The organism is Mesorhizobium sp. WSM4871, from assembly GCF_055811295.1.
Genome location: NZ_JBVVPU010000023.1, coordinates 1 through 19,200, shown reverse-complemented (window position 1 = coordinate 19,200; position 19,200 = coordinate 1). Strand labels below are relative to the sequence as shown.

At 64.2% G+C, this 19,200-nt stretch carries 18 protein-coding genes, 1 tRNA gene and 1 pseudogene; 14 read left to right on the top strand and 6 right to left on the bottom strand.

What is annotated here, in order from left to right; translation table 11 throughout:
• Positions 1 to 239: 239 nt before the first annotated feature.
• From AC0L2H_RS30535 to AC0L2H_RS30525, 3 genes are all read left to right on the top strand, one after another.
• Entirely contained in the window at positions 240 to 884 is a 645-nt protein-coding gene (locus AC0L2H_RS30535; RefSeq protein WP_473593485.1) for a carbonic anhydrase, read from the top strand.
• Positions 885 to 894: 10 nt separating this feature from the next.
• The gene (locus AC0L2H_RS30530) at positions 895 to 1,311 is read left to right on the top strand and encodes a nuclear transport factor 2 family protein (protein WP_473593484.1); all 417 of its coding nucleotides are present in this window, start codon (positions 895 to 897) and stop codon (positions 1,309 to 1,311) included.
• 95 nt (positions 1,312 to 1,406) lie between these two features.
• Entirely contained in the window at positions 1,407 to 3,461 is a 2,055-nt protein-coding gene (locus AC0L2H_RS30525; RefSeq protein ID WP_473593483.1) for a M3 family metallopeptidase, read from the top strand.
• Between the two features lie 108 nt (positions 3,462 to 3,569).
• On the opposite strand, the gene AC0L2H_RS30520 is transcribed toward AC0L2H_RS30525, so the two are convergent.
• Together AC0L2H_RS30520 and AC0L2H_RS30515 are read right to left on the bottom strand one after the other, a co-directional pair.
• Positions 3,570 to 3,884 (bottom strand): DUF167 family protein, encoded by a 315-nt coding sequence (locus AC0L2H_RS30520; RefSeq protein WP_473593482.1) that lies wholly within the window; start codon positions 3,882 to 3,884, stop codon positions 3,570 to 3,572.
• An 8-nt stretch (positions 3,885 to 3,892) separates the two neighbouring features.
• On the bottom strand, positions 3,893 to 4,183 hold the full coding sequence (locus tag AC0L2H_RS30515; RefSeq protein ID WP_107651412.1) for a YggT family protein: 291 nt from the start codon (positions 4,181 to 4,183) through the stop codon (positions 3,893 to 3,895).
• A 160-nt stretch (positions 4,184 to 4,343) separates the two neighbouring features.
• Between AC0L2H_RS30515 and AC0L2H_RS30510 the strand changes: the two genes are divergently transcribed.
• Positions 4,344 to 4,419 (top strand) — tRNA-Ala (locus tag AC0L2H_RS30510).
• A gap of 59 nt (positions 4,420 to 4,478) precedes the next feature.
• Here AC0L2H_RS30510 and AC0L2H_RS30505 read toward each other — a convergent pair.
• The 3 genes from AC0L2H_RS30505 to AC0L2H_RS30495 all read right to left on the bottom strand — a co-directional run bounded on the left by AC0L2H_RS30505 (position 4,479) and on the right by AC0L2H_RS30495 (position 6,820).
• The gene (locus AC0L2H_RS30505; RefSeq protein ID WP_473593481.1) at positions 4,479 to 4,976 is read right to left on the bottom strand and encodes a hypothetical protein; all 498 of its coding nucleotides are present in this window, start codon (positions 4,974 to 4,976) and stop codon (positions 4,479 to 4,481) included.
• 112 nt (positions 4,977 to 5,088) lie between these two features.
• Positions 5,089 to 5,385 carry a VanZ family protein gene (locus AC0L2H_RS30500; protein ID WP_473593480.1) on the bottom strand — a complete coding sequence of 99 codons (297 nt, stop codon included), beginning with the start codon at positions 5,383 to 5,385 and terminating at the stop codon, positions 5,089 to 5,091.
• A 250-nt stretch (positions 5,386 to 5,635) separates the two neighbouring features.
• Positions 5,636 to 6,820 carry a Gfo/Idh/MocA family protein gene (locus AC0L2H_RS30495; RefSeq protein WP_473593479.1) on the bottom strand — a complete coding sequence of 395 codons (1,185 nt, stop codon included), beginning with the start codon at positions 6,818 to 6,820 and terminating at the stop codon, positions 5,636 to 5,638.
• Between the two features lie 161 nt (positions 6,821 to 6,981).
• On the opposite strand from AC0L2H_RS30495, the gene AC0L2H_RS30490 reads away from it, so the two are divergent.
• The 8 genes from AC0L2H_RS30490 to AC0L2H_RS30455 all read left to right on the top strand — a co-directional run bounded on the left by AC0L2H_RS30490 (position 6,982) and on the right by AC0L2H_RS30455 (position 16,293).
• Positions 6,982 to 7,884 carry a MurR/RpiR family transcriptional regulator gene (locus AC0L2H_RS30490; RefSeq protein WP_473593478.1) on the top strand — a complete coding sequence of 301 codons (903 nt, stop codon included), beginning with the start codon at positions 6,982 to 6,984 and terminating at the stop codon, positions 7,882 to 7,884.
• 79 nt (positions 7,885 to 7,963) lie between these two features.
• Positions 7,964 to 8,746, top strand: coding sequence for an SDR family oxidoreductase (locus AC0L2H_RS30485; RefSeq protein ID WP_473593477.1), 783 nt, complete (start codon positions 7,964 to 7,966; stop codon positions 8,744 to 8,746).
• A complete protein-coding gene (locus AC0L2H_RS30480) occupies positions 8,743 to 10,284 on the top strand; it encodes a mannitol dehydrogenase family protein (protein WP_473593476.1) in 1,542 nt (513 codons plus the stop codon). The genes AC0L2H_RS30485 and AC0L2H_RS30480 overlap by 4 nt, the downstream gene beginning before the upstream one ends.
• Before the next feature lie 37 nt (positions 10,285 to 10,321).
• A complete protein-coding gene (locus AC0L2H_RS30475) occupies positions 10,322 to 11,236 on the top strand; it encodes a sugar phosphate isomerase/epimerase family protein (RefSeq protein WP_473593475.1) in 915 nt (304 codons plus the stop codon).
• Between the two features lie 84 nt (positions 11,237 to 11,320).
• Positions 11,321 to 12,370: an ABC transporter substrate-binding protein gene (locus AC0L2H_RS30470; protein ID WP_473593474.1), complete on the top strand. Its 1,050-nt coding sequence runs from the start codon at positions 11,321 to 11,323 to the stop codon at positions 12,368 to 12,370.
• Between the two features lie 206 nt (positions 12,371 to 12,576).
• Positions 12,577 to 14,133 (top strand): sugar ABC transporter ATP-binding protein, encoded by a 1,557-nt coding sequence (locus tag AC0L2H_RS30465; RefSeq protein ID WP_473593473.1) that lies wholly within the window; start codon positions 12,577 to 12,579, stop codon positions 14,131 to 14,133.
• On the top strand, positions 14,130 to 15,101 hold the full coding sequence (locus tag AC0L2H_RS30460; RefSeq protein WP_473593472.1) for an ABC transporter permease: 972 nt from the start codon (positions 14,130 to 14,132) through the stop codon (positions 15,099 to 15,101). The genes AC0L2H_RS30465 and AC0L2H_RS30460 overlap by 4 nt, the downstream gene beginning before the upstream one ends.
• Positions 15,102 to 15,312: 211 nt before the next feature.
• A complete protein-coding gene (locus AC0L2H_RS30455) occupies positions 15,313 to 16,293 on the top strand; it encodes an ABC transporter permease (RefSeq protein ID WP_473593471.1) in 981 nt (326 codons plus the stop codon).
• Between the two features lie 233 nt (positions 16,294 to 16,526).
• Here AC0L2H_RS30455 and AC0L2H_RS30450 read toward each other — a convergent pair.
• Positions 16,527 to 17,272, bottom strand: a pseudogene (locus AC0L2H_RS30450) (SDR family NAD(P)-dependent oxidoreductase).
• A gap of 111 nt (positions 17,273 to 17,383) precedes the next feature.
• Here AC0L2H_RS30450 and AC0L2H_RS30445 point away from each other — a divergent pair.
• Positions 17,384 to 17,749 (top strand): winged helix-turn-helix transcriptional regulator, encoded by a 366-nt coding sequence (locus tag AC0L2H_RS30445; RefSeq protein WP_473593470.1) that lies wholly within the window; start codon positions 17,384 to 17,386, stop codon positions 17,747 to 17,749.
• Between the two features lie 363 nt (positions 17,750 to 18,112).
• Positions 18,113 to 19,072 carry a DMT family transporter gene (locus AC0L2H_RS30440; protein WP_473593469.1) on the top strand — a complete coding sequence of 320 codons (960 nt, stop codon included), beginning with the start codon at positions 18,113 to 18,115 and terminating at the stop codon, positions 19,070 to 19,072.
• Positions 19,073 to 19,200 lie beyond the last annotated feature (128 nt).

The window sequence follows — 19,200 nt, the reverse complement described above, 5'->3', positions numbered from 1 at the left end:
GTGCGCGGCGACTTTGGGTGACATGCATCAAACAAGGCCAAGCCATGCGCATCGCATCGCAATTGCGACGGAGCCATCCGCAATTCGGCATTGCTCGCGACGGCCTTTTGCCGTTAGAGCCTTCTCCCAGAGTTAGGTCTGTCGAGATTCAGGTCAGTCCGTGCCCTCCGCAGGCCGGCCTCACCTGAATATCGACAGGCCGCGCCGCATCCAACCCGGAAAGGGTCCAGACGCCGCCCATGCCTCACCTCCCCGAACACCTTCTCACCGGCTACCGCAATTTCATGAGCGGCCGCTATCCCACCGAAAGCGGGCGCTACCGCGACCTCGCCCGCGAAGGTCAGGCGCCGGAAACGATGATCGTCGCCTGCTGCGATTCACGCTCGGCCCCCGAAGCGATCTTCGACGCCGGCCCGGGCGAGCTCTTCGTGCTGCGCAATGTCGGCAATCTGGTGCCGCCCTATGCGCCGGATGGAGAATTCCATTCGACGTCCGCGGCACTCGAATTCGCCGTGCAGAGCCTGAAGGTCAAGAACATCGTCGTCATGGGCCATGGCCGCTGCGGCGGCATTCGCGCCGCGCTCGACCCCAATTCCGCGCCGCTCTCGCCCGGCGACTTCATCGGCAAATGGATGAGCCTGATCGCGCCGGCGGCCGAGACCGTGTCGTCCAGCACCTTCATGACGGCGACGGAGCGCCAGACCGCGCTCGAACGCATCTCGATCCGCTACTCGATCGCCAATCTCAGAACCTTCCCTTGTGTTTCGATCCTGGAGGGCAAGGGACGGCTGTCGCTGCACGGCGCCTGGTTCGACATCTCGACCGGCGAGCTCTGGGTAATGAACAAGGACACCGGCGATTTCGAGCGGCTGGAGATGGCATAGGAGGCAGCATATGATACGGGATTGCCGTTCGGTCGCTTTTGCTCTGGCAGCGCTGCTGTTTTGTGCCATTTCCGCCCGCGCCGACGATAGCGCGATCATCGGCCGCTGGTATTCCGCGCTTCTGGTCGCCGATCGCACCGAATTGTCGGACCTGCTTGCCGAAGACGTCCGCATTAAACTCGATGACCTCGGCGTCGTGCAAAACAAGCAGGAATTCATCGCCTCGATCGACGATTGGCAGGGCGCCGTCGCGGGTGCTGCGATCCGGCACCGGATCGAAAAGACCGAGGGCGGCGTCACCACGGTGATCGCCTGCTACGACTTTCCCAACAACGACATGCTGATGCAGGAGACCTTCTCGGTGACCGATCACCGCATCACCGCCAGTTCGCAGGCGGCGATCGCGGAAAACTGCGACGGCTACTGACCGGATCATTGGCCCGCTGCGCTGTTGCGCGCCGCGAGCCCGCGCCCTACATCGGTGACGACTTTGCCTCCCCGCCAATCAGCGAAAGATTGCCCATGCCGTCGCCAAAAGCCGTCGACCTCGCCGCTCATCCGCTGACCGCATGGCAAGGGCCGCTCGGCCTGCCTGATTTCGCCCGCATCGGCGACGGCGATTTTTCGCCGGTCTTCGACGCGGCGCTGAAGGCGCACGAGGCCGAGATCGAGGCGATATCGGGCAATGCCGGGACACCGACGATAGAGAACACGCTGGCGGCGCTTGAACTCGCCGGCGAGGCGCTCGACCATGTCTCGTCGATCTTCTGGTGCCGGGCTGGCGCCCACACCAACGAGGCGATCCAGGCGCTGGAGCGCGAGATTTCGCCAAAAATGTCCAGGCATTTCTCGGCGATCTCGATGAACGAGCGGCTGTTTGCCCGCATCGACGACCTCTACCAGCGCCGCGAAAGCCTGAAGCTCGACGCCGAGACGCTGCGTGTGCTGGAAAAGACCTGGAAGAGCTTTGTCCGCTCCGGCGCAAAACTCGACGCCGACGGCAAGAAGCGGCTGGCGGCGATCAATGAGGAATTGTCGTCGCTCGGCACCACTTTCGGCCAGAACGTGCTGGCCGACGAGCGCGACTGGGCGTTGTTCCTCGACGAGGCCGACCTTGCCGGCCTGCCGGATTTCCTGAAAAGCGCGATGGCCGAGGCGGCCGAGATGCGCGGCCAGAAAGGCCGCTATGCCGTCACGCTCTCGCGCTCGATCTACGAGCCGTTCACGACCTTCTCCGAGCGCCGCGACCTGCGCGAAACCGCCTATCGCGCCTTCACCATGCGCGGCCAGAACGGCGGCGCCACCGACAACACCGAAGTTGTGCGCGACATGCTGCGGCTGCGCGCCGAAAAGGCGAAGTTGCTCGGCTACGCCTCCTTCGCCGCCTTGAAGCTTGACGACACCATGGCCAAGACACCGAAGGCCGTGCATACGCTGCTCGATCCGGTGTGGGAAAAGGCCTTGGAAAAGGCAGCTTCCGATCAGACGCAATTGCAGCGTCTGGCGACCGCGGCCGGCAGCAACGAAAAATTCGCCGCTTGGGACTGGCGCTTCTATCAGGAAAAATTGCGCGCCGAGAAATTCGCCTTCGACGAGGCCGAACTGAAGCCATATTTGCAGCTCGACCGCATCATCGAGGCCTGCTTCGACGTGGCGACACGGCTGTTCGGCATCACCTTCGAGGAGAAGAAGGGCATCGCCGCCTGGCATCCGGACGCGCGCGTCTTCGTGGTGAAAAATGCCGACGGCAGCGAACGCGGCCTGTTTCTTGCCGACTATTTCGCTCGGCCATCAAAGCGCTCCGGCGCCTGGATGAGCGCGCTGAAGTCCGGCTATAAGCTCGGCGATGGCTCGAAGCCTGTCATCTACAATATCATGAACTTCGCCAAGCCGCCGGCCAGCGAGGCCGCGCTGCTGTCGGTCGACGAGGCAAAGACGCTGTTCCACGAGTTCGGCCACGCGCTGCACGGCATGCTGACCGACGTCACCTGGCCGTCGGTGTCGGGCACCTCGGTCAGCCGCGACTTCGTCGAACTGCCCTCGCAGCTCTACGAGCATTGGCTGACGGTGCCGGCGGTGCTGGAAAAGCACGCGCTGCATGTCGACACCGGCAAGCCGATGCCGAAGGCCCTGCTCGACAAGATGCTGGCAACACGCACCTTCGGCGCAGGCTTTGCCACGGTCGAGTTCACCGCCTCGGCGCTGGTCGACATGGCCTATCACGCGCGACCGGATTCCCCGGAACAGCCGCTTCGTTTCGAAGCCGAAACGCTTGAAAAACTCGACATGCCCGACACCATCGCCATGCGCCATCGCACCCCGCATTTCGGCCATGTCTTTTCCGGTGACGGCTATTCGGCAGGCTACTATTCCTACATGTGGTCGGAGGTGCTCGACGCCGACGCCTTCGCCGCCTTCGAGGAGACGGGCGACCCGTTCAACCCGGCGCTGGCCGAGCGGCTGCGCAAGAACATCTACGCCGCTGGCGGCTCGAAGGATCCGGAGGAGCTCTACACCGCCTTCCGCGGCAAGATGCCGTCACCCGAAGCGATGATGGTCAAGCGCGGGCTGGTCTGAGCAGCGCAGCTGCCAATCTCCCCACTTGAGGGGGAGATGTCCGGTCCACCCTCCGCAGTTGCTGCGGAGGACGGGCAGGACAGAGGGGTGCGCAAGGAATGAGGCGTCTCAGACGCTGCCGAACAGCTCAATGCTTCTCGCCAGCGCCGCCGCATCACCGGAAATGCGCAGTGTCTTCAGCCGTGCAGTGCCACCGGCGATGATCGAGACGGCCGAGGCCGGCACGCCCAGCGCCTTGGCGACCAGTCTCTCGAGCGCTTGATTGGCGGCGCCGTTTTCCGGCACGGCGCGGACGCGGGCCTTGAGGTGGCTTCGCCCGTCCGCCGAAATCTCGATGCCTTCCAGCCTGTCCATCGCCGCTTTTGGCGTCAGCCGGACGAACAGGTCGACGCCGTCGTTACGCGTGCGAAACGGCGCGCTCATCGAACGGCTCAGACGACTAGCGACAACACCGTGGTGAGCAGGAACTGCCGGATGAAGAACAGGATCAGCAGCAGGATGATCGGCGAGATGTCGATGCCGCCGAGGTCGGGCATGAAACGGCGGATCGGTCGCAACGCCGGCTCGGTCAGCCTGAAGAGCATGTTGCCGACGCTACCGACGAACTGGTTGCGCGAGTTGACGACGTTGAAGGCGTAGAGCCAGGAAAAAATCGCCGAGGCGATGATAATCCACCAATAAAGGTCAAGCGCCATGACGATGGTTTGAATAAGGGCGATCATGCCGGTCTCCAATTGTTGCCGACATGTAGCCATTGCGCGCCAAACCGGCAAGAGCCGGCTTCCGCCGCATGCCGCATCGACGGCTGAAACGAGGCCGTTTGCGCAAAACCCAGCCTTGACAGCAAACCGCCGCGCCCGATAAATGCGCCATCCGCTGGACGGGGCTGTAGCTCAGCTGGGAGAGCGCGTCGTTCGCAATGACGAGGTCAGGAGTTCGATCCTCCTCAGCTCCACCAGCGGATCTTCCCAGAACCATCAGTCTTCGCGGCTTTGAGTTAAATTGACTTCACTCCGCTCACCTGGAGACGGCTGTCGCCCTGTGATTGCGCTGGCGCGCATAGGCCACGCAGGCATCCACCGTACTGACGCAGAGCGCATCGACGCTGTTCGGCAAATTGTTGTCGCCGGCATAGGCGACCTCGGCGACGCGGCCGTCGACCATGCGAATCTGCGTATTGCAATAGCCGCCGGGAGCGACATTGACGGACCCTCCGACCGCAGGGATCGCACCCACGGCCAAGGTCGGCACCACGATACTGAGATTGCCACGCTGCACCACGCGCTGATAGGTCCAGATCTGGCTCGACTGGCCGGCGCCGGCGGTAGCGGTCGGAAAGCCCGCGCACATGCGCACGTCGGCCTCGCTGAGGCCGACCATCTCCTTGCGGGCCGCCGCCGTGGTGGCGTCCACCTTCGCGATGCCCGACGTATCGTCGGGGATAACACAGGAAGACAGGATTGACATGCCCGCCGGCAGAAGAAGGGCAAGCTTTCGAAAGCGCAGAAGTGTCATTGCCGATATCGGATTTGCGTTCTGCCCCATCGCCCACCCGGTTACGTAGGCAACGGGACAGTCGAGTCAACCCGCACAGCTTCACGAGAAAATTGTTGTGCCGCGCCTGAAGCTACAGGGATGTTCGCTTGTCGTATCTCAGGGCGCCGGTGAAATTCCTGGTCCAGTTCGCGATTTGCAACCCACACGCCATGCCGACGCAGCCGGCAGCCCAGTCCCAGCCATCCCGGTAGCGTCCAATCGGTTGCAAGCCTTGAAGAACCTCGATCGCGGCGGCGGTCAGCACGAGGAGCACAGTCAGCTTTGCCCTGTGGTCCGGCCAGGCAAAAAATCCGATGGTCGCCAACACGGCAAACGCAGCGACGTGATTGAGTTTGTCATGACCAAGGCTGATGGCGATGCCAAGCATCTGCAAAAGCCACCCTGGTGAAAGGGTCAGCAGGAGGACGACAGCCAAGATGGCCAGAAAAGCAATTCTTGCTGTGATGATAGGTGATCCTACATGCGACAAGGTTTGTCAGTCTTTCATCCAAAAAAGATCGGGCCCAAGAGACTTGCCCATGGCCGCACTTACTGGCTGTATATTTCACTTCCCAAACGGCACGGCGCATCGGTCAAACAGATGAAAGATAGCGCTTAAAGCAATTGGGGCCACACACTCAGGAAAACAAGGCAGGAGTCCAGGTCCCGCCGGCGGAACTTGAGGCGACGGCTGCCGCGACGAACTTTACGCCGCGCGCGCCGTCGACGACGTCGGGCACCTGGGCGGCCTGCGCCGGATCGACCACGCCGCCCGAGCGATGGGCGCGGATGATGTCGGCGGCATCGCGGTAGAAATTGGCAAAGGCCTCGATATAGCCCTCGGGGTGGGCTGCCGGCATGCGCGACACCCGCCGGCTCGCCTCGGTCGAGCCATGGCCGCCGCGCACCAGCGTGCGCGTTTCCTCGCCATATCGGGAGAAACGCAATTCCTCCGGCCGCGCGCCAGACCATTCGAGCCCGGCTCTGTCGCCATAGATGCGCACGGAGAGATCATTGTAGTGGCCGGGCGATGTCTGGCTGGCCAGGATGGTGCCGCGCGCCCCACCCGTCCAGCGCACCAGCACATGCGCATTGTCGTCGAGCCGCCGCCCCGGCACCGCGGTGAACAGATCGGCCGAAACCGCCTCGGCCTCGCAGCCCGAGATAAAACTCGCCAGGTTGAAGGCATGCACGCCGATGTCGGCCAGCACCGCCGATTGCCCGGCCCGCGCCGGGTCGGTGCGCCATTCCGCCTGCTTCTGGCCTTGCGCGTCGATCGGCAGGGTCAACCAGTCCTGGATATAGGCGGCGTGCACCGAAACGATGCGGCCGAGTTCGCCCGCCGCCACCATCTCGCGCGCCTGGCGGACCATGGCATAGCCGGTGTTGTTGAGCGTGACGACGAATTTGCGGTTTTTCGCCCGCGCCAGCGCCACCAGTGCTCGCGCCTCCGCCAGCGTCGTCGACAGCGGCTTGTCGCAGATGACGTCGATCCCGGCTTCGAGAAAGGCGGTGGCGATCGGCGCGTGCAGATGGTTGGGCGTCACGATGACGACGGCTTCGATGCCGTCCGGCCGCGCCGCCTCAGCCCGCGCCATCGCATGATAGTCGGCATAGCTTCGATCCTGAGCTATGCCGATCTCTTCAGCGGACGCGGCCGCGTTTTCAGGATCGGAAGACAGCGCACCGGCAACCAGCGCGATCTGGTCATCGAGCCGCATGGCGAGCCGGTGAACGGCGCCGATGAAGGCATTGCGGCCGCCGCCGACCATGCCGACCCGCAAGCGCTGGCGCATCGATCCGTCGGCTGTTGCGTAGACCATTTTCAAGCTCCTCCACCTGTCGCTTCGTCATCCTGAAGTCTCCGCGACGGAGCTCCGCTCCTGCTTCGCTCTAGGATGACGACGTTGGCAGGCATACCATTTTCGAACAGGATTTCCAGTTTCCATATTGTAAAACGATTGTATCGCGCTAGCCTGAAATTATGAGTGGGGCAAGCAAGTCACCAGGACGATCCATTACCGACGAGGCGGCAACCGGCAAACGCGGCCGCTCGCTGGCCGCGCTCGGCTACACCAAACCGCAGACCTACGAGGAACTGCGCGCCGTGCTGTCGTCCGGCACGGTGCATTTTCCAAAGCGCCTGCGCCAGGTCGCCATCTTCCTCTGGCAGCATCCGAGCGATGTCGCTCTGGGCACCATCGCCCAGGTCGCCGAGCAGGCGGGCGTGCAGCCCTCGACGCTGGTGCGCTTCGCCCAGATCTTCGGCTATGCCGGCTTTTCCGATTTCCAGGGCCTGTTCAAGGACCACGTCAAGGGCTCCTGGCCCGAAGGACGGACGCGCGACGGGCAGGAACAGGCCGCCACCGAACCCAACGCCAATCTGCATTTCCTGAACGGCCTGGTCGACGCCTCGCAGGCCTCGCTCGGCCGCATCGACAAGGGCTTCGACATCGCCAGTTTCGAGCGCATGGTCGATCACCTGGCGATGGCCGAGCTTATCTACGTGATCGGCTCCAAGCGCGCCTTTCCCGTCACCACCTATCTCTCGCTCACTTTGTCGCAGCAGGGCGTGCGCAATGTGCTGGTCGACAATGTCGGCTCCACCGCGCTTGACCAGGTCGGCTGCATCGGCACGCGCGACGCGGTGCTGGCGGTCTCCTTCAGCCCCTACAATTCGATCACGCCGGATCTGGTCGCGGTCGCCCATGAGCGCAAGGCGCGCATCGTCACCATCACCGACAGCACGTTTTCTCCCTTGGTAAAGCTCTCGGACACCTGGCTGGAAGTGGTCGAGCAGGATTTCGCCGGCTTCCGATCGCTGGCCGCCTCGCTCGCCGTCGGCATGGCGCTCGTGCACGGCGTGGTCGCGCGGCGCGCCGCTTGAAATCGTCACTGGCATAATTGACTAACGGGAACTATCGTTCCATATCTAGAAAAATAGAAACTTTGTTCCGGGAGGAGGAATGGAGCTTCAGCTCAACGACAAGGTGGTGCTGGTTACCGGCGCCACGCAAGGCATCGGCCGCGCGATCGCCGATGAGCTTGCGCGTTGCGGCGCTGGCGGCCTGCTGATCACCGGCCGCGACGAACAGCGCGGCGCGGAGGCCGCGGCTCAGCTTTCCGCCATCGGCACGCCGACCGCCTTTGCCGCCGCCGAGCTTGCCGACCCTGCTGCCCCGATGCGGCTGGCGGAAGCCTGCATTGCCCGCTTCGGGCGCATCGACGGGCTGGTCAACGCCGCCGGCCTCACCGACCGCGCTTCGTTCCTCGATGCCGATCTCGACGATTGGGCTTCCCTTTTCGCCGTCAATGCCCGCGCCCCTTTCTTCCTGATGCAGGCGGCCATCGCCGATATGGTCAAGCGCGGGCAAGGCGGCGCCATCGTCAACATCCTGTCGATCAACGCGCATTGCGGGTCGCCGGAACTGGCCGTCTATTCCGCCACCAAGGGCGCGCTCGCCACGCTGACCAGGAATGCCGCCAACGCGCACCGCTTCGACCGCATCCGCGTCAACGGCATCAATGTCGGCTGGACCGACACGCCGGCCGAACGCAAAATGCAGGGCGAGACGCTTGGGCTCGGCCCCGGCTGGCTCGACGCCGCCAACGCCTCGCAGCCCTTTGGCCGCCTGCTGGCGGCGCAAGAGGTGGCGAACCTTGCCGTCTTCCTGCTTTCCGACGCCTCCGGACCGATGACCGGCGCGCTGATCGACCAGGAGCAATGGGTCGTGGGAGCGAACCGGTGAGGGTCGCTGCCGCACCGCTCGAAACGCTCGGCCCGCAATTGCTTAGCCGGCTTCCTCTCGCCGTCCAGAAACCATCCTACGACCGGGCTGCGCTTGCGCCTGGCATGGCGCATCTCGGCGTCGGCGCCTTCCACCGCTGCCATCAGGCAGAATACACCGACGATCTCTTGTCCCACCGTTTGGATTCCTGGGGCGTGATCGGCATCAACATCCGCCCGCCTCATCTCGCCGAGACGCTGGGCCAGCAAGGCGGCCTCTACACGCGCCTGATCCGGCAAGACAATCAGGTCGAGCCGCGCGTCATCGGCAGCATCGTCAGGGTCGTCGACAGCCAGGACAGTACTGCACCGGCGCTCGAGGTGCTTTCCTCGCCGGATATCGAACTGGTGACCATGACGGTGACCGAAAAAGGCTATTGCCACATTCCCTCGAGCGGCGCGCTCGACCTCGACCATCCCGATATCGTCCACGATCTCGCCAACCCCCGGACGCCGCGCAGCGTGCCCGGCATACTGGCGCGGGCGCTGGAGCTGCGCATGGCCTCGCACGGGCGTCCGGTGACGCTGCTCTCCTGCGACAACATCCCGACCAACGGCGTCATCCTGGAAAATGTCGTGCAGGCCCTTGCCAGCCGGCGCGACAACGGCCTGGGCGACTGGATATCGGCCAATGTCGCCTTTCCCTCGGCCATGGTCGACCGCATTGCGCCGGCGACCACGCCGGCCGACATCGAACTGGTGGCGCAGCGTTTCGGCTATCACGACGCCGCCGTCGTCGTCGGCGAGCCGTTCCGGCAATGGGTGATCGAGCAGAAGTTCGCCGGCCGCGTGCCGCGCTGGGATCTGGTCGGCGCAAGCTTCGTCGGCGACGTCACGCCCTTCGAGCACCTCAAGATGCGGGTGCTGAACGGCGCCCAGACCACGCTGGCCACGCTCGGCGTGCTGGCCGGCCTTGAACACACCTTTGACGCGATCGCCGACCCGCTGCTCGCCGATTTCGTTCGCCGCATGCTGGTCGAGGAGACGCTGCCGACCCTGATGCCGGTGCCGGGCGTGGAGCCGCTGGCCTATGTCGAGCAGAGCCTCGGGCGCCTGCGCAACACCGCAATCCGCCACCGCAATCACCAGATCGCCACCGACGGGTCGCAGAAGATCGTGCAGCGCCTGCTCAACCCGATCCGCGACCGCCTGGCGAAGGGCGACAGCATCGCGCTGCTATCGGTGCCGGTCGCCGGCTGGATGGCCTATCTGATCCAGGCTTCGGCACGGTTCGGCAAGCGCTGGCCGGTGTCGGACCCCTATGCCGGTAAGATCGCTGATATAGCCGACGCAACCGGCCGTGACCCGCAAGCGCTGGCGGCCGGCATCCTTGCCATCGACACCATTTTCGACCCGCGCCTTGCCGCGAACGATGCGTTCCGCAGGGGCGTCACATCAGCGCTTGACGGACTGCTTTCGGACGGCCCGATGGCAGCCGTCAAGCGCAATCTGGAACAAGGCGACAGCCACAGGTTGAAGCGGCCGGTACAATCGGCATAGTAGGATAGGTCGTGAATTCGCGGCCAGGGGAGGCAAAATGAAGCTTGGACTGCTCACCGCACCATTCGCGGAGACGCCACTTGGCGAGGTCGCCGACTGGTCGAGCTCGGTCGGCTTCGAGGCGCTGGAGATCGCCTGCTGGCCGAAATCGTCCGGCGCCAGCCGGCGCTATGCCGGCACCAGCCATATCGACGCGGCTTCGACGTCCCCGGAGCAGGCCAGGGAAATCGTCGCCTCGTTGGCGGAAAAGAACCTCACCGTCTCCGGCCTCGGCTATTATCCCAATCCGCTGCACCCGGATGCCGCGCATCGCGAGGCGGTCATCGGCCATCTGAAGAAGGTGATCGTGCTGGCCGCCAATATGGGCGTGCCTGTCGTCAACACCTTCTGCGGCGGCGATGCTTCCAAAACCGTCGACGTCAATTGGGAGGAAGCGCTCAAGGTCTGGCCCGCCATCGTTGCCCATGCGCGCGACCATGGCGTCAAGCTCGCCTTCGAGAACTGCCCGATGATCTTCAGCTATGACGAATGGCCGGGCGGCCACAACATCGCCTATTCGCCACAGATCTGGCGCCGCATTCTCGAAGCTTGGGGCGGCGATGTCGGCATGAACTTCGACCCGTCGCATCTGGTCTGGCAGATGATCGACCAGGCCCGCTTCATCAGGGAGTTCGGACCCTACATGCTGCATGCCCACGCCAAGGACCTGATGATTGATCATGATGGGTTGTATGAGCGCGGAATTCTTTCGGCTGGCATAGGCTGGCAGGTGCCGCGCATGCCGGGGCTCGGCGATGTCGACTGGAATGTCATCTTCTCCGGCCTCTACCGGGCCGGTTATGACGGACCCATCATCATCGAGCACGAGGACCGGCGGTTTGAAGGCAGCGACGACAAGGTCAAGCGGGGTTTCCTGCTCGCCCGCGACGTGCTGCGCCCCTTCGTCAAATGACGGCGCAAAGAGCTTGGCTTTGATCCTGTCGCAGCTCGACAGGATCAGGCCCTGAAACTGAAAACAAAGTGGAGGAAGTCTGAAATGAAGAAATACCTGACAATGGTCCCGCTGCCCACTATTCCGCTACTTGCCGGCGCGGCCTTCCTGGCATCGGTGGGCGCCTCGTCCGCCGAGGGCAAATACACGATCGGCATCTCCAACACAGTGCAGGGCAATGGCTGGCGCGAGGAGATGGTCTGCGCCATGAAGGCGCAGGCACTGGCCTCCGGCGAGGTCGCCAAGTTGAACATCGCGCACCGCAACACCGACGCGGCGGGCCAGCTCGAGGATATCCGCAACCTGATCAGCGCCAAGGTCGACGCCATCGTCGTCAACCCGGCCGATCCGGCCGGCATCAAGGCTGGCCTGGAAGAAGCCACCAAGGCCGGCATCGTCGTCGTCGCCGTCGACCAGGCGGTCACCGAACCGTCGGCTTACATCATCTCCAACAACCAGGAGCAATATGCCTATCTCGGCGCCAAATGGCTGTTCCAGCAGATGGGCGGCAAGGGCGAGGTGTTCTACATGCGCGGCGCCGCCGGCGCTTCCGCCGACTCCGACCGCGACAAGGGCTTCAAGAAGGCGTTGGCCGAATTCCCCGACGTGAAGGTCGCCCAGGAAGTCTTCACCGGCTGGCAGCAGGACCAGGCCAAGCAGCAGATGCTGTCCTTCCTCGCCACCGGCACGCCGTTCAACGGCGTGTGGACGTCCGGCATCGACAACGTCATCGTCGACGCGCTGGTCGAATCGCAGGCGCCGCTGGTGCCGGTGGTCGGCGCCGACAATGCCGGCTTCGTCGGCCAGCTGACCTCGGTCAAGGATCTCGTCGGCGCCGCGGTCACCAACCCCGGCTCGATCGGTGGCGCCGGCGTGACGCTGGCGCTGCAGATCCTCGACGGCAAGAAGCCGGCGCAGCAGACCGTGCTGGTCGAGCCGCAGCTCTGGGAGAACGCCACCGACGAAGGCAAGGCCAAGCTGAAGGCCGCGGCCGATCCGTCGCTCAGCCCGGAATGGCCGGTCTCCATCTCTATCCCGGACTGGACGACGTATACCAAGGAGCAGATCGTGGCCTGCAAGGGCCCGGGCGAGTAAGGCTGGGCTTCGGACCGTCCGTCGGCGCTGCCCCTCACCTGCCTTCCGGCATCCTCTCCCCGTATAGAGACGGGGAGAGGGGGCTTGTCACCGGCGTTGCGGCCAGCTCTCTCTCCCCGTTTACGGGGAGAGATGTCCGGCAGGACAGTGAGGGGCAGCGCCGACATTCCTAATTGTTCGACTGCATGAAACGAGAACCGCAAGATTTGACCACCAACCCCCTCCTCGACGCCTCTGGCGTCGCCAAGAATTACGGCGCGGTCGCAGCGCTGCGCAACGCGTCGCTCTCCGTCCTGCCGGGCGAGGTTCACGCGCTGATGGGCGCCAATGGCGCCGGCAAGTCGACGCTGGTCAAGATCCTCACCGGCGCCATCCGCGCCGATGCCGGGCGCATCCTGATCCGCGGCGAGGCCCGCGACGTGCGTTCGCCTGCCGCCGCGCGCCGCGCTGGCCTGCTGCCCGTATACCAGGAGCCGTCGCTGATCCCCGATCTCGACGTGCTCTCCAATCTGCGCCTGACCGGCACGCCGGTCGAGCCGTTCCGCGCCTGGGTGCGCGAGCTCGGCATTCCCGACCTCGACATCCGCGACACCGCGCGCGACATCCCGCTGGCCGTGCTGCGCGTGCTCGACCTGGCGCGCGCGCTGGCCGTCGAGCCCGACGTGCTGCTGCTTGACGAGATGACGGCAGCCCTTCCCGCCAACCTTGCCGAAAAGGTGCTGGAGGTCGTGCGCCGCCAGGGCGACAGCGGCCGGGCCGTGATCTTCATCTCCCACCGCTTCGTCGAAATCTCGGCGCTGTGCGACCGCGCCACGGTGCTGCGCGACGGCGAGACCGTCGGCGTCGTCGACATCGTGCCGGGTGTGGAGGAAAAGATCGTCGAGCTGATGCTGGGCGCCCGCATCGTCAAGACCCATGTCGCCGCCCGCACCGCCAGCCAGAAGGCAGCGCCTGCCCCTGCCCGCCCGCGCCTCGGCGTGCGCAATCTGCGCGTCGGCGCCAAGCTCAACGATGTCTCGTTCGATCTCGCTGACGGTGAAGTCGCCGGCGTCGTGGCGCTCGAAGGCCAGGGCCAGGACGAGCTGTTTTCAGCCCTTGCCGGCTCGATCCGGCCATCGGGCGGCACCATCGAGGTCGACGGCCAGCCGGTGAAATTCTCTCACCCGATCGACGCCATCCGCGCCGGTCTCGCCTATGTGCCGGGCGACCGCGCCGAGGCGCTCGCCATGCAGCGCTCGGTGCGCGAGAACATCGCGCTGCCTTTCAGCGCCGCCTTGCGCAACTGGGGGCCTATTAACATGCGCCAGGAGCGCGCCAAGGTGGTCAGCGCCATCGAGCGGCTGCAGATCGACACCCGTGCGCAAGGCGAGGTGCAGCGCCTGTCCGGCGGCAACCAGCAGAAGGTGACCATCGCCCGCTGGATCGCGGCGGATGCCCGCACCATCCTGTGCTTCGACCCGACGCGCGGCATCGATGTCGGCACCAAGCAGGAGATCTACAAATTGCTGCGCGAGCTCGCCGGCAACGGCAAGTCGGTGCTGTTCTACACCTCCGAGCTGGAGGAAGTGCAGCGCGTCTGCGACCGCGTCATCGTCATCTTCGGCGGCCGCGTTGTCGACATCTTCCCGGTCGAGGAGGCCGACGAGCCGGCGCTGATGCGCGCCGCCTACGGCCTGCCGCGCGGCGCCAAGGCGGATGTCGGCATCCTTGCCGACCCGACATCAAGCTCTTCGGATTCGACCATACCGGGGGCGACGCCATGAACCATCTCTTGCGCCGCCAGGGCTGGGTCGCCGGCCTGTTCGCGCTCCTCATCATCCTGTTCATCATCACCAAGCTGATCCAGCCTGGCTATGGCAGCAGTGATTTCGGCTCGCTCGCGCGCGCCGTCTTGCCCTACGCCTTCGCCGTGGCCGCCCAGACCGTGGTCGTCATCGCCGGCGGCATCGACCTGTCGGTCGCCGCCATGATGGCGCTGACCAGCGTCACCGCCGCCTCGATGATGAACGGCGCCAGCGAGGAATACGCACTGTTCGTCGTGCCCTTCGTGCTGGCCATGGGTTTTGTCCTCGGCGCCGTCAACGGCATCCTCATCGTCGTCACCCGCGTGCCCGACATCGTCGTGACGCTGGCCACTCTCTTCGTCCTGCAGGGTGCGGCCTTGCTGGTGCTCGATGCGCCCGGCGGCGCGGTCGCCGAATGGCTGAAGGGCCTGATATCAGGCACCGTGCCGATACCTGGCCTGCCCGACGCCATCGATGCCTGGCTGCCGAAGGCGCTGCTGGTGCTGATCATTTGCCTGTGCATCATCTGGATACCGCTGCGGCGCTCAAAGCTCGGCCTCTCCATCTACGCCATCGGCTCGAGCGAACTGGCGGCGTTCCGCAGCGGCGTGCCGGTGGCGCGCACCCGCATCATCGCCTATGCGCTGTCCGGCCTGTTCGCTGCTTTTGGCGGGCTGGCGCTGACCATGAGCACCGGCATCGGCGCGCCCATCCCCGGCCCCTATCTACTCGCCAGCGTCGCGGCCGTGGTCCTGGGCGGTGTAGCGCTCGGCGGCGGCAAGGGCGGCCTGCTCGGGCCCATCGTCGCCGTCTTCGTGCTGCGGCTGGTGCGCACGGACCTGACGTTGCTCGCCATCGACCCCAACGTCACCGCCATCATCGAGGGCGCCATCATGGTCGCCGTGGTGATGTTCGGCGCGTTTATTACGATGCGGGGGCGGCAATGATGGGAGTGCATCGGCATGCCCTTCTTCCTTCCCCCCTTGTGGGGGAAGGTGGCCTCGCGAAGCGAGGTCGGATGAGGGGTGTTCCAGAAAACACCGACGCCTCGTTCCGTCCAGCACCCCTCATCCGTCTCGGCGCTGCGCGCCGATCCACCTTCTCCCACAAGGGGAGAAGGGAAAGACGCATCGCGCCACCCCAATCGCGAGCCGCCCCATGAGCACCACCGCCATCACCCCCGTCCCCTTCGGCCGCCGCGTAAAGCGCTTCATGGCCGACCGGCCGCTGATCCCGCTGATCATCCTGCTGATCATCCTGGTGGTGATCCTGCAGATCCTGCGCCCCGGCATCGTCAACGAGCGCTGGATCGCCAACACCATCAAATTCGCCATACCGCTGGCGATCCTCGCCGGCTGCCAGACCATGACCATGCTGACCGGCGGCATCGATCTCTCGGTCGGCACGGTGGCGACGATGAGCGCCTTCATCATGGCCACGCAAGTCGTCAACCAGGACCCGGCGGTGGCCTTCCTGCTGGCGATGATGCCGGCGGTGCTGATCGGCCTGGTCAACGGCATCGGCGTCGGCGTCTTTCGCGTCCATCCGCTGATCATGACGCTGGGCACCAGCCTGATCGGCACCGGCTGCCTGCAGGTCTACCAGCGCACGGTGATTGCCTCGGGCGCGAAAATCCCCGACTTCCTCGCCTGGCTCGGCACCGGCGTAACCTATGGCTTTCCCAACGCGCTGCTCCTGTTCGTGCCGCTGGCCGCCCTCATCGTCTTCACCTTGAGCCGCACCGGTTTCGGCCGCCTGCTCTACGCCGTCGGCGACAATGAGCGCGCGACGCGCCTGTCGGGCGTGCAGTACTGGCAGGTGATCACCGCCCTCTACGTCATCTCCAGCGTGCTCGCCGGGATCACCGGCCTGCTCTATATCGGCCTGATCAAGGCGCCGTCGCTGTCGCTCGCCGAACCGCTGGTGCTGCCTTCGGTAGCGGCGGCCGTGATCGGCGGCACCTCGATCTTCGGCGGCCGCGGCGGCTACACCGGCACCATCATCGGCGCCTTGATCCTGACCGTGCTGACGACGCTGCTGACCATTTTGCAGATGCCGGAAGGAGCAAGGCGGATACTGTTCGGCCTGATCGTGCTGTTTGTCACGGCGGCGTATTTGCGGATTGTGGAGGAGAGGTAGGGGGACGCAAAGTCGACCTACGTCTGCCGAGATGTTGACGGCAGCTTTGCGCCTAACGTCGGACATCAAAGCTGCATTGTCCAACTTTCAAAAGCTGACGTTGCTTATGGGGCATCCAAGTGCCAGCCCTTGTTCGGTGTACGCATTCGAATCCCGCCGGTCCGTCAACGCATTGTAGCGGAACGGAGAATGGCCCCGAGCAAGAAAGCTCGAGGCCGAGGTTCGATCGGCCGTCAAACTTGTGCGGCTCCGCCGTCAACGAAGACCTCGCTACCGGTCATGAAGCTACTCTCGTCCGAGGCAAGGAAGAGCGCCACAGCCGCCGTCTCCTCGGGGCGCCCGACACGACCGAGCGGTATTTGCGTGGCAAAACCCTCCATCAACGCGTCCTCTCTTCGGCCTTTGCCAGGCCCTTGAGGCCAGGCGTCTCAGTGGCGCCGGGAGAGAGTACGTTCACGCGGATACCTGCCCCCCTTAGGTCTAGCGCCCAGCTTCGGGCAAAATTGCGGATTGCAGCCTTGCTTGCGCTGTAGACGCTGAATGCAGGTGTTCCCGTCGAGCCGGTGGTCGAGCCGGTGAGGATGATGGATCCGCCGGCCCGCATAAGCGGCAGCGCCTTTTGCACCGTGAACAGCGTTCCTTTGACGTTGACATCGAACGTTAAATCGAACGATGCTTCGTCGATAGCGCCAAGCGCAGCCAGCGTTCCGAGCCCGGCATTGGCGAAGAGAACGTCTATTCGTCCGCTCTTAGAACGCACCCCGTCGAACAGCCGATCAAGATCATCCAGGCGCGCAACGTCGCCCTGCACCGCTATCACTCCGGAACCGATCTCCTGCACCGCCCTGTCCAGTTCCTCCTGACGACGACCGGTAACAAAAACCTCGGCGCCTTCCGCCACAAACCGTTTGGCGGTGGCCAGACCGATGCCACTGTTGCCACCGGTTATGACGGCGATCTTACCTTCAAGCCTGCCCATCTCTATCTCCTGGAAAATGATGACCGCTTCGACTTAGAGGCTTGCTTTCCTTTCTTCCAGTATGCACCTTTTAGTAAGTATCTTCTGACGAGCACTAATTGGAGCTACGAAATGGCGACAACTGGCTTCATCTGCGGCCTGGACGCGGCGTTGGCTGCCATTGGTGGCAAGTGGAAGCCCTTGATCCTGTTCCACCTTGCCCACGAAGCCCGACGTTATGGTGACCTGAGGCGCGCCATCGGCAATGTCAGTGACAAGATGCTCATCCAGCAACTCAAGGAACTTGAGGCTGATGGAATCGTCGATCGGCTCGACTTCAAGGAGATTCCGCCGAAAGTCGAATATTCCCTTACTGCGTTCGGTCAGACTCTCGCCGAAGCCTTAAAACCGCTCTGCGCCTGGGGAACCGAACATATGATCGAAGTCGAGAAACTCATGTTACGCCGCGGCACTGCCGAGGTGGAAAAGGCCGCCTGAATTTCCGAATATCCTGCCGGGAAGTTATGGGGGCGCCTGAGATGGCCATAGCGTGGGGAATAGTGCCTATCTGCGTCTTTCCCAGCCGGCTGGACGATTGAACCGTAGCCGCCGCGTGTCCCCAAATCACACGTAAGTCCACTTTCTTGCAATCGCTATCCAGAAGCGGACGGTCTCCAGTCGGCCCCTTTCCGGCCATCGCATCCCCTGAAGGAAACGAACCTTCGCACTCCACCGAAAGACACACACGGCAGCGGCCACGGTCCCCTTCCGACCTCCACCATCTCAAAACGGATGCACGCCCCATCGCCACAGGCTATATTACCCCCTCGGGCTGACGTCATCGAAGGGGGAGGGCGTGACATGCAGGCAGTGCCGATAGCGCATCCAGCAGCGCAACCAACCGTCAGTCCCATATCCTCGATGACCGGCTATCCGGCCGCCGTGCTGTGCTGGCTGCTTTCGGCCGGGGTCTATATCGCGGCCAAATGGGTGGCGCCCGAGATGCCGCCCTGGGGGCTCTGCTTCTGGCGGCTGGCGCTGGCTTGCGCCATCCTGCTGCCGATCGTGCACCGTCATCACGAGGCGATGATCGGGCTTTTGCGAACGCGCGCCGTGGAGGTCGTCGCCGTCGGCGCAATCGGCCTAACGCTGTGCCAGGGCATGATCTACCATGGCCTCAACGACACCGACGCCACCACGGCCGGCATCATCATGGCGCTGTCGCCCGTGATGACGATGGTGCTCGCCCGTTTCGTGCTTGGCGAGCCGCTCGGGCTGTGGAAGTCGCTTGGCGCGGTTGTTGCGCTGGCCGGGATGGTTTTCATCGTCGCGCGCGGCAACCTGACGGCGCTGCTGCAACTCAAGTTCAACATCGGCGAATTGTGGATCGTCGGCAGCGCTTTCTGCTGGGGCCTCTACACCGTTCTGTTGCGCCGTGCCAAATTCGGCATCGAACTGTTGCCGATGGTCGTGCTGCTGCTCGGCGCCGGCGCGCTGGTCGCTCTGCCTTTCCATCTCTGGGAATTGTTCATCGACGAACGCTCCACCATGGACGTCGACAGCGTGCTGGCGCTCGCCTATCTGGCCGGCCCCGGCGGCGCCTTGATGTACTATCTCTACAACAAAAGCGTGGAAACGCTTGGCGCAAGCCGCGCGAGCATGCTGCTCTATCTGCAGACGGTGTTCGTCGCCATACTCGCCTATCTGCTGCTCGGCGAGGGCTTGCACGATTACGATCTGGTCGGCGCTGCCTTCATCGTCGCCGGCATCGTGCTCGCCACCGCGCTCAAGCCCAGGCCGGCGCAACCACGCGTCGCCTAATGCATGTCGCGCAAAAGTGTGCAGCGGTTTTGCGGTAACGACATGCATAAGAACAAGAACCTAAAGTATCCGTTTTGATCAAGGGGTTTTAGGGGCCCATTTTCGCTGCGCCTTTAGGAGAGCGTTTG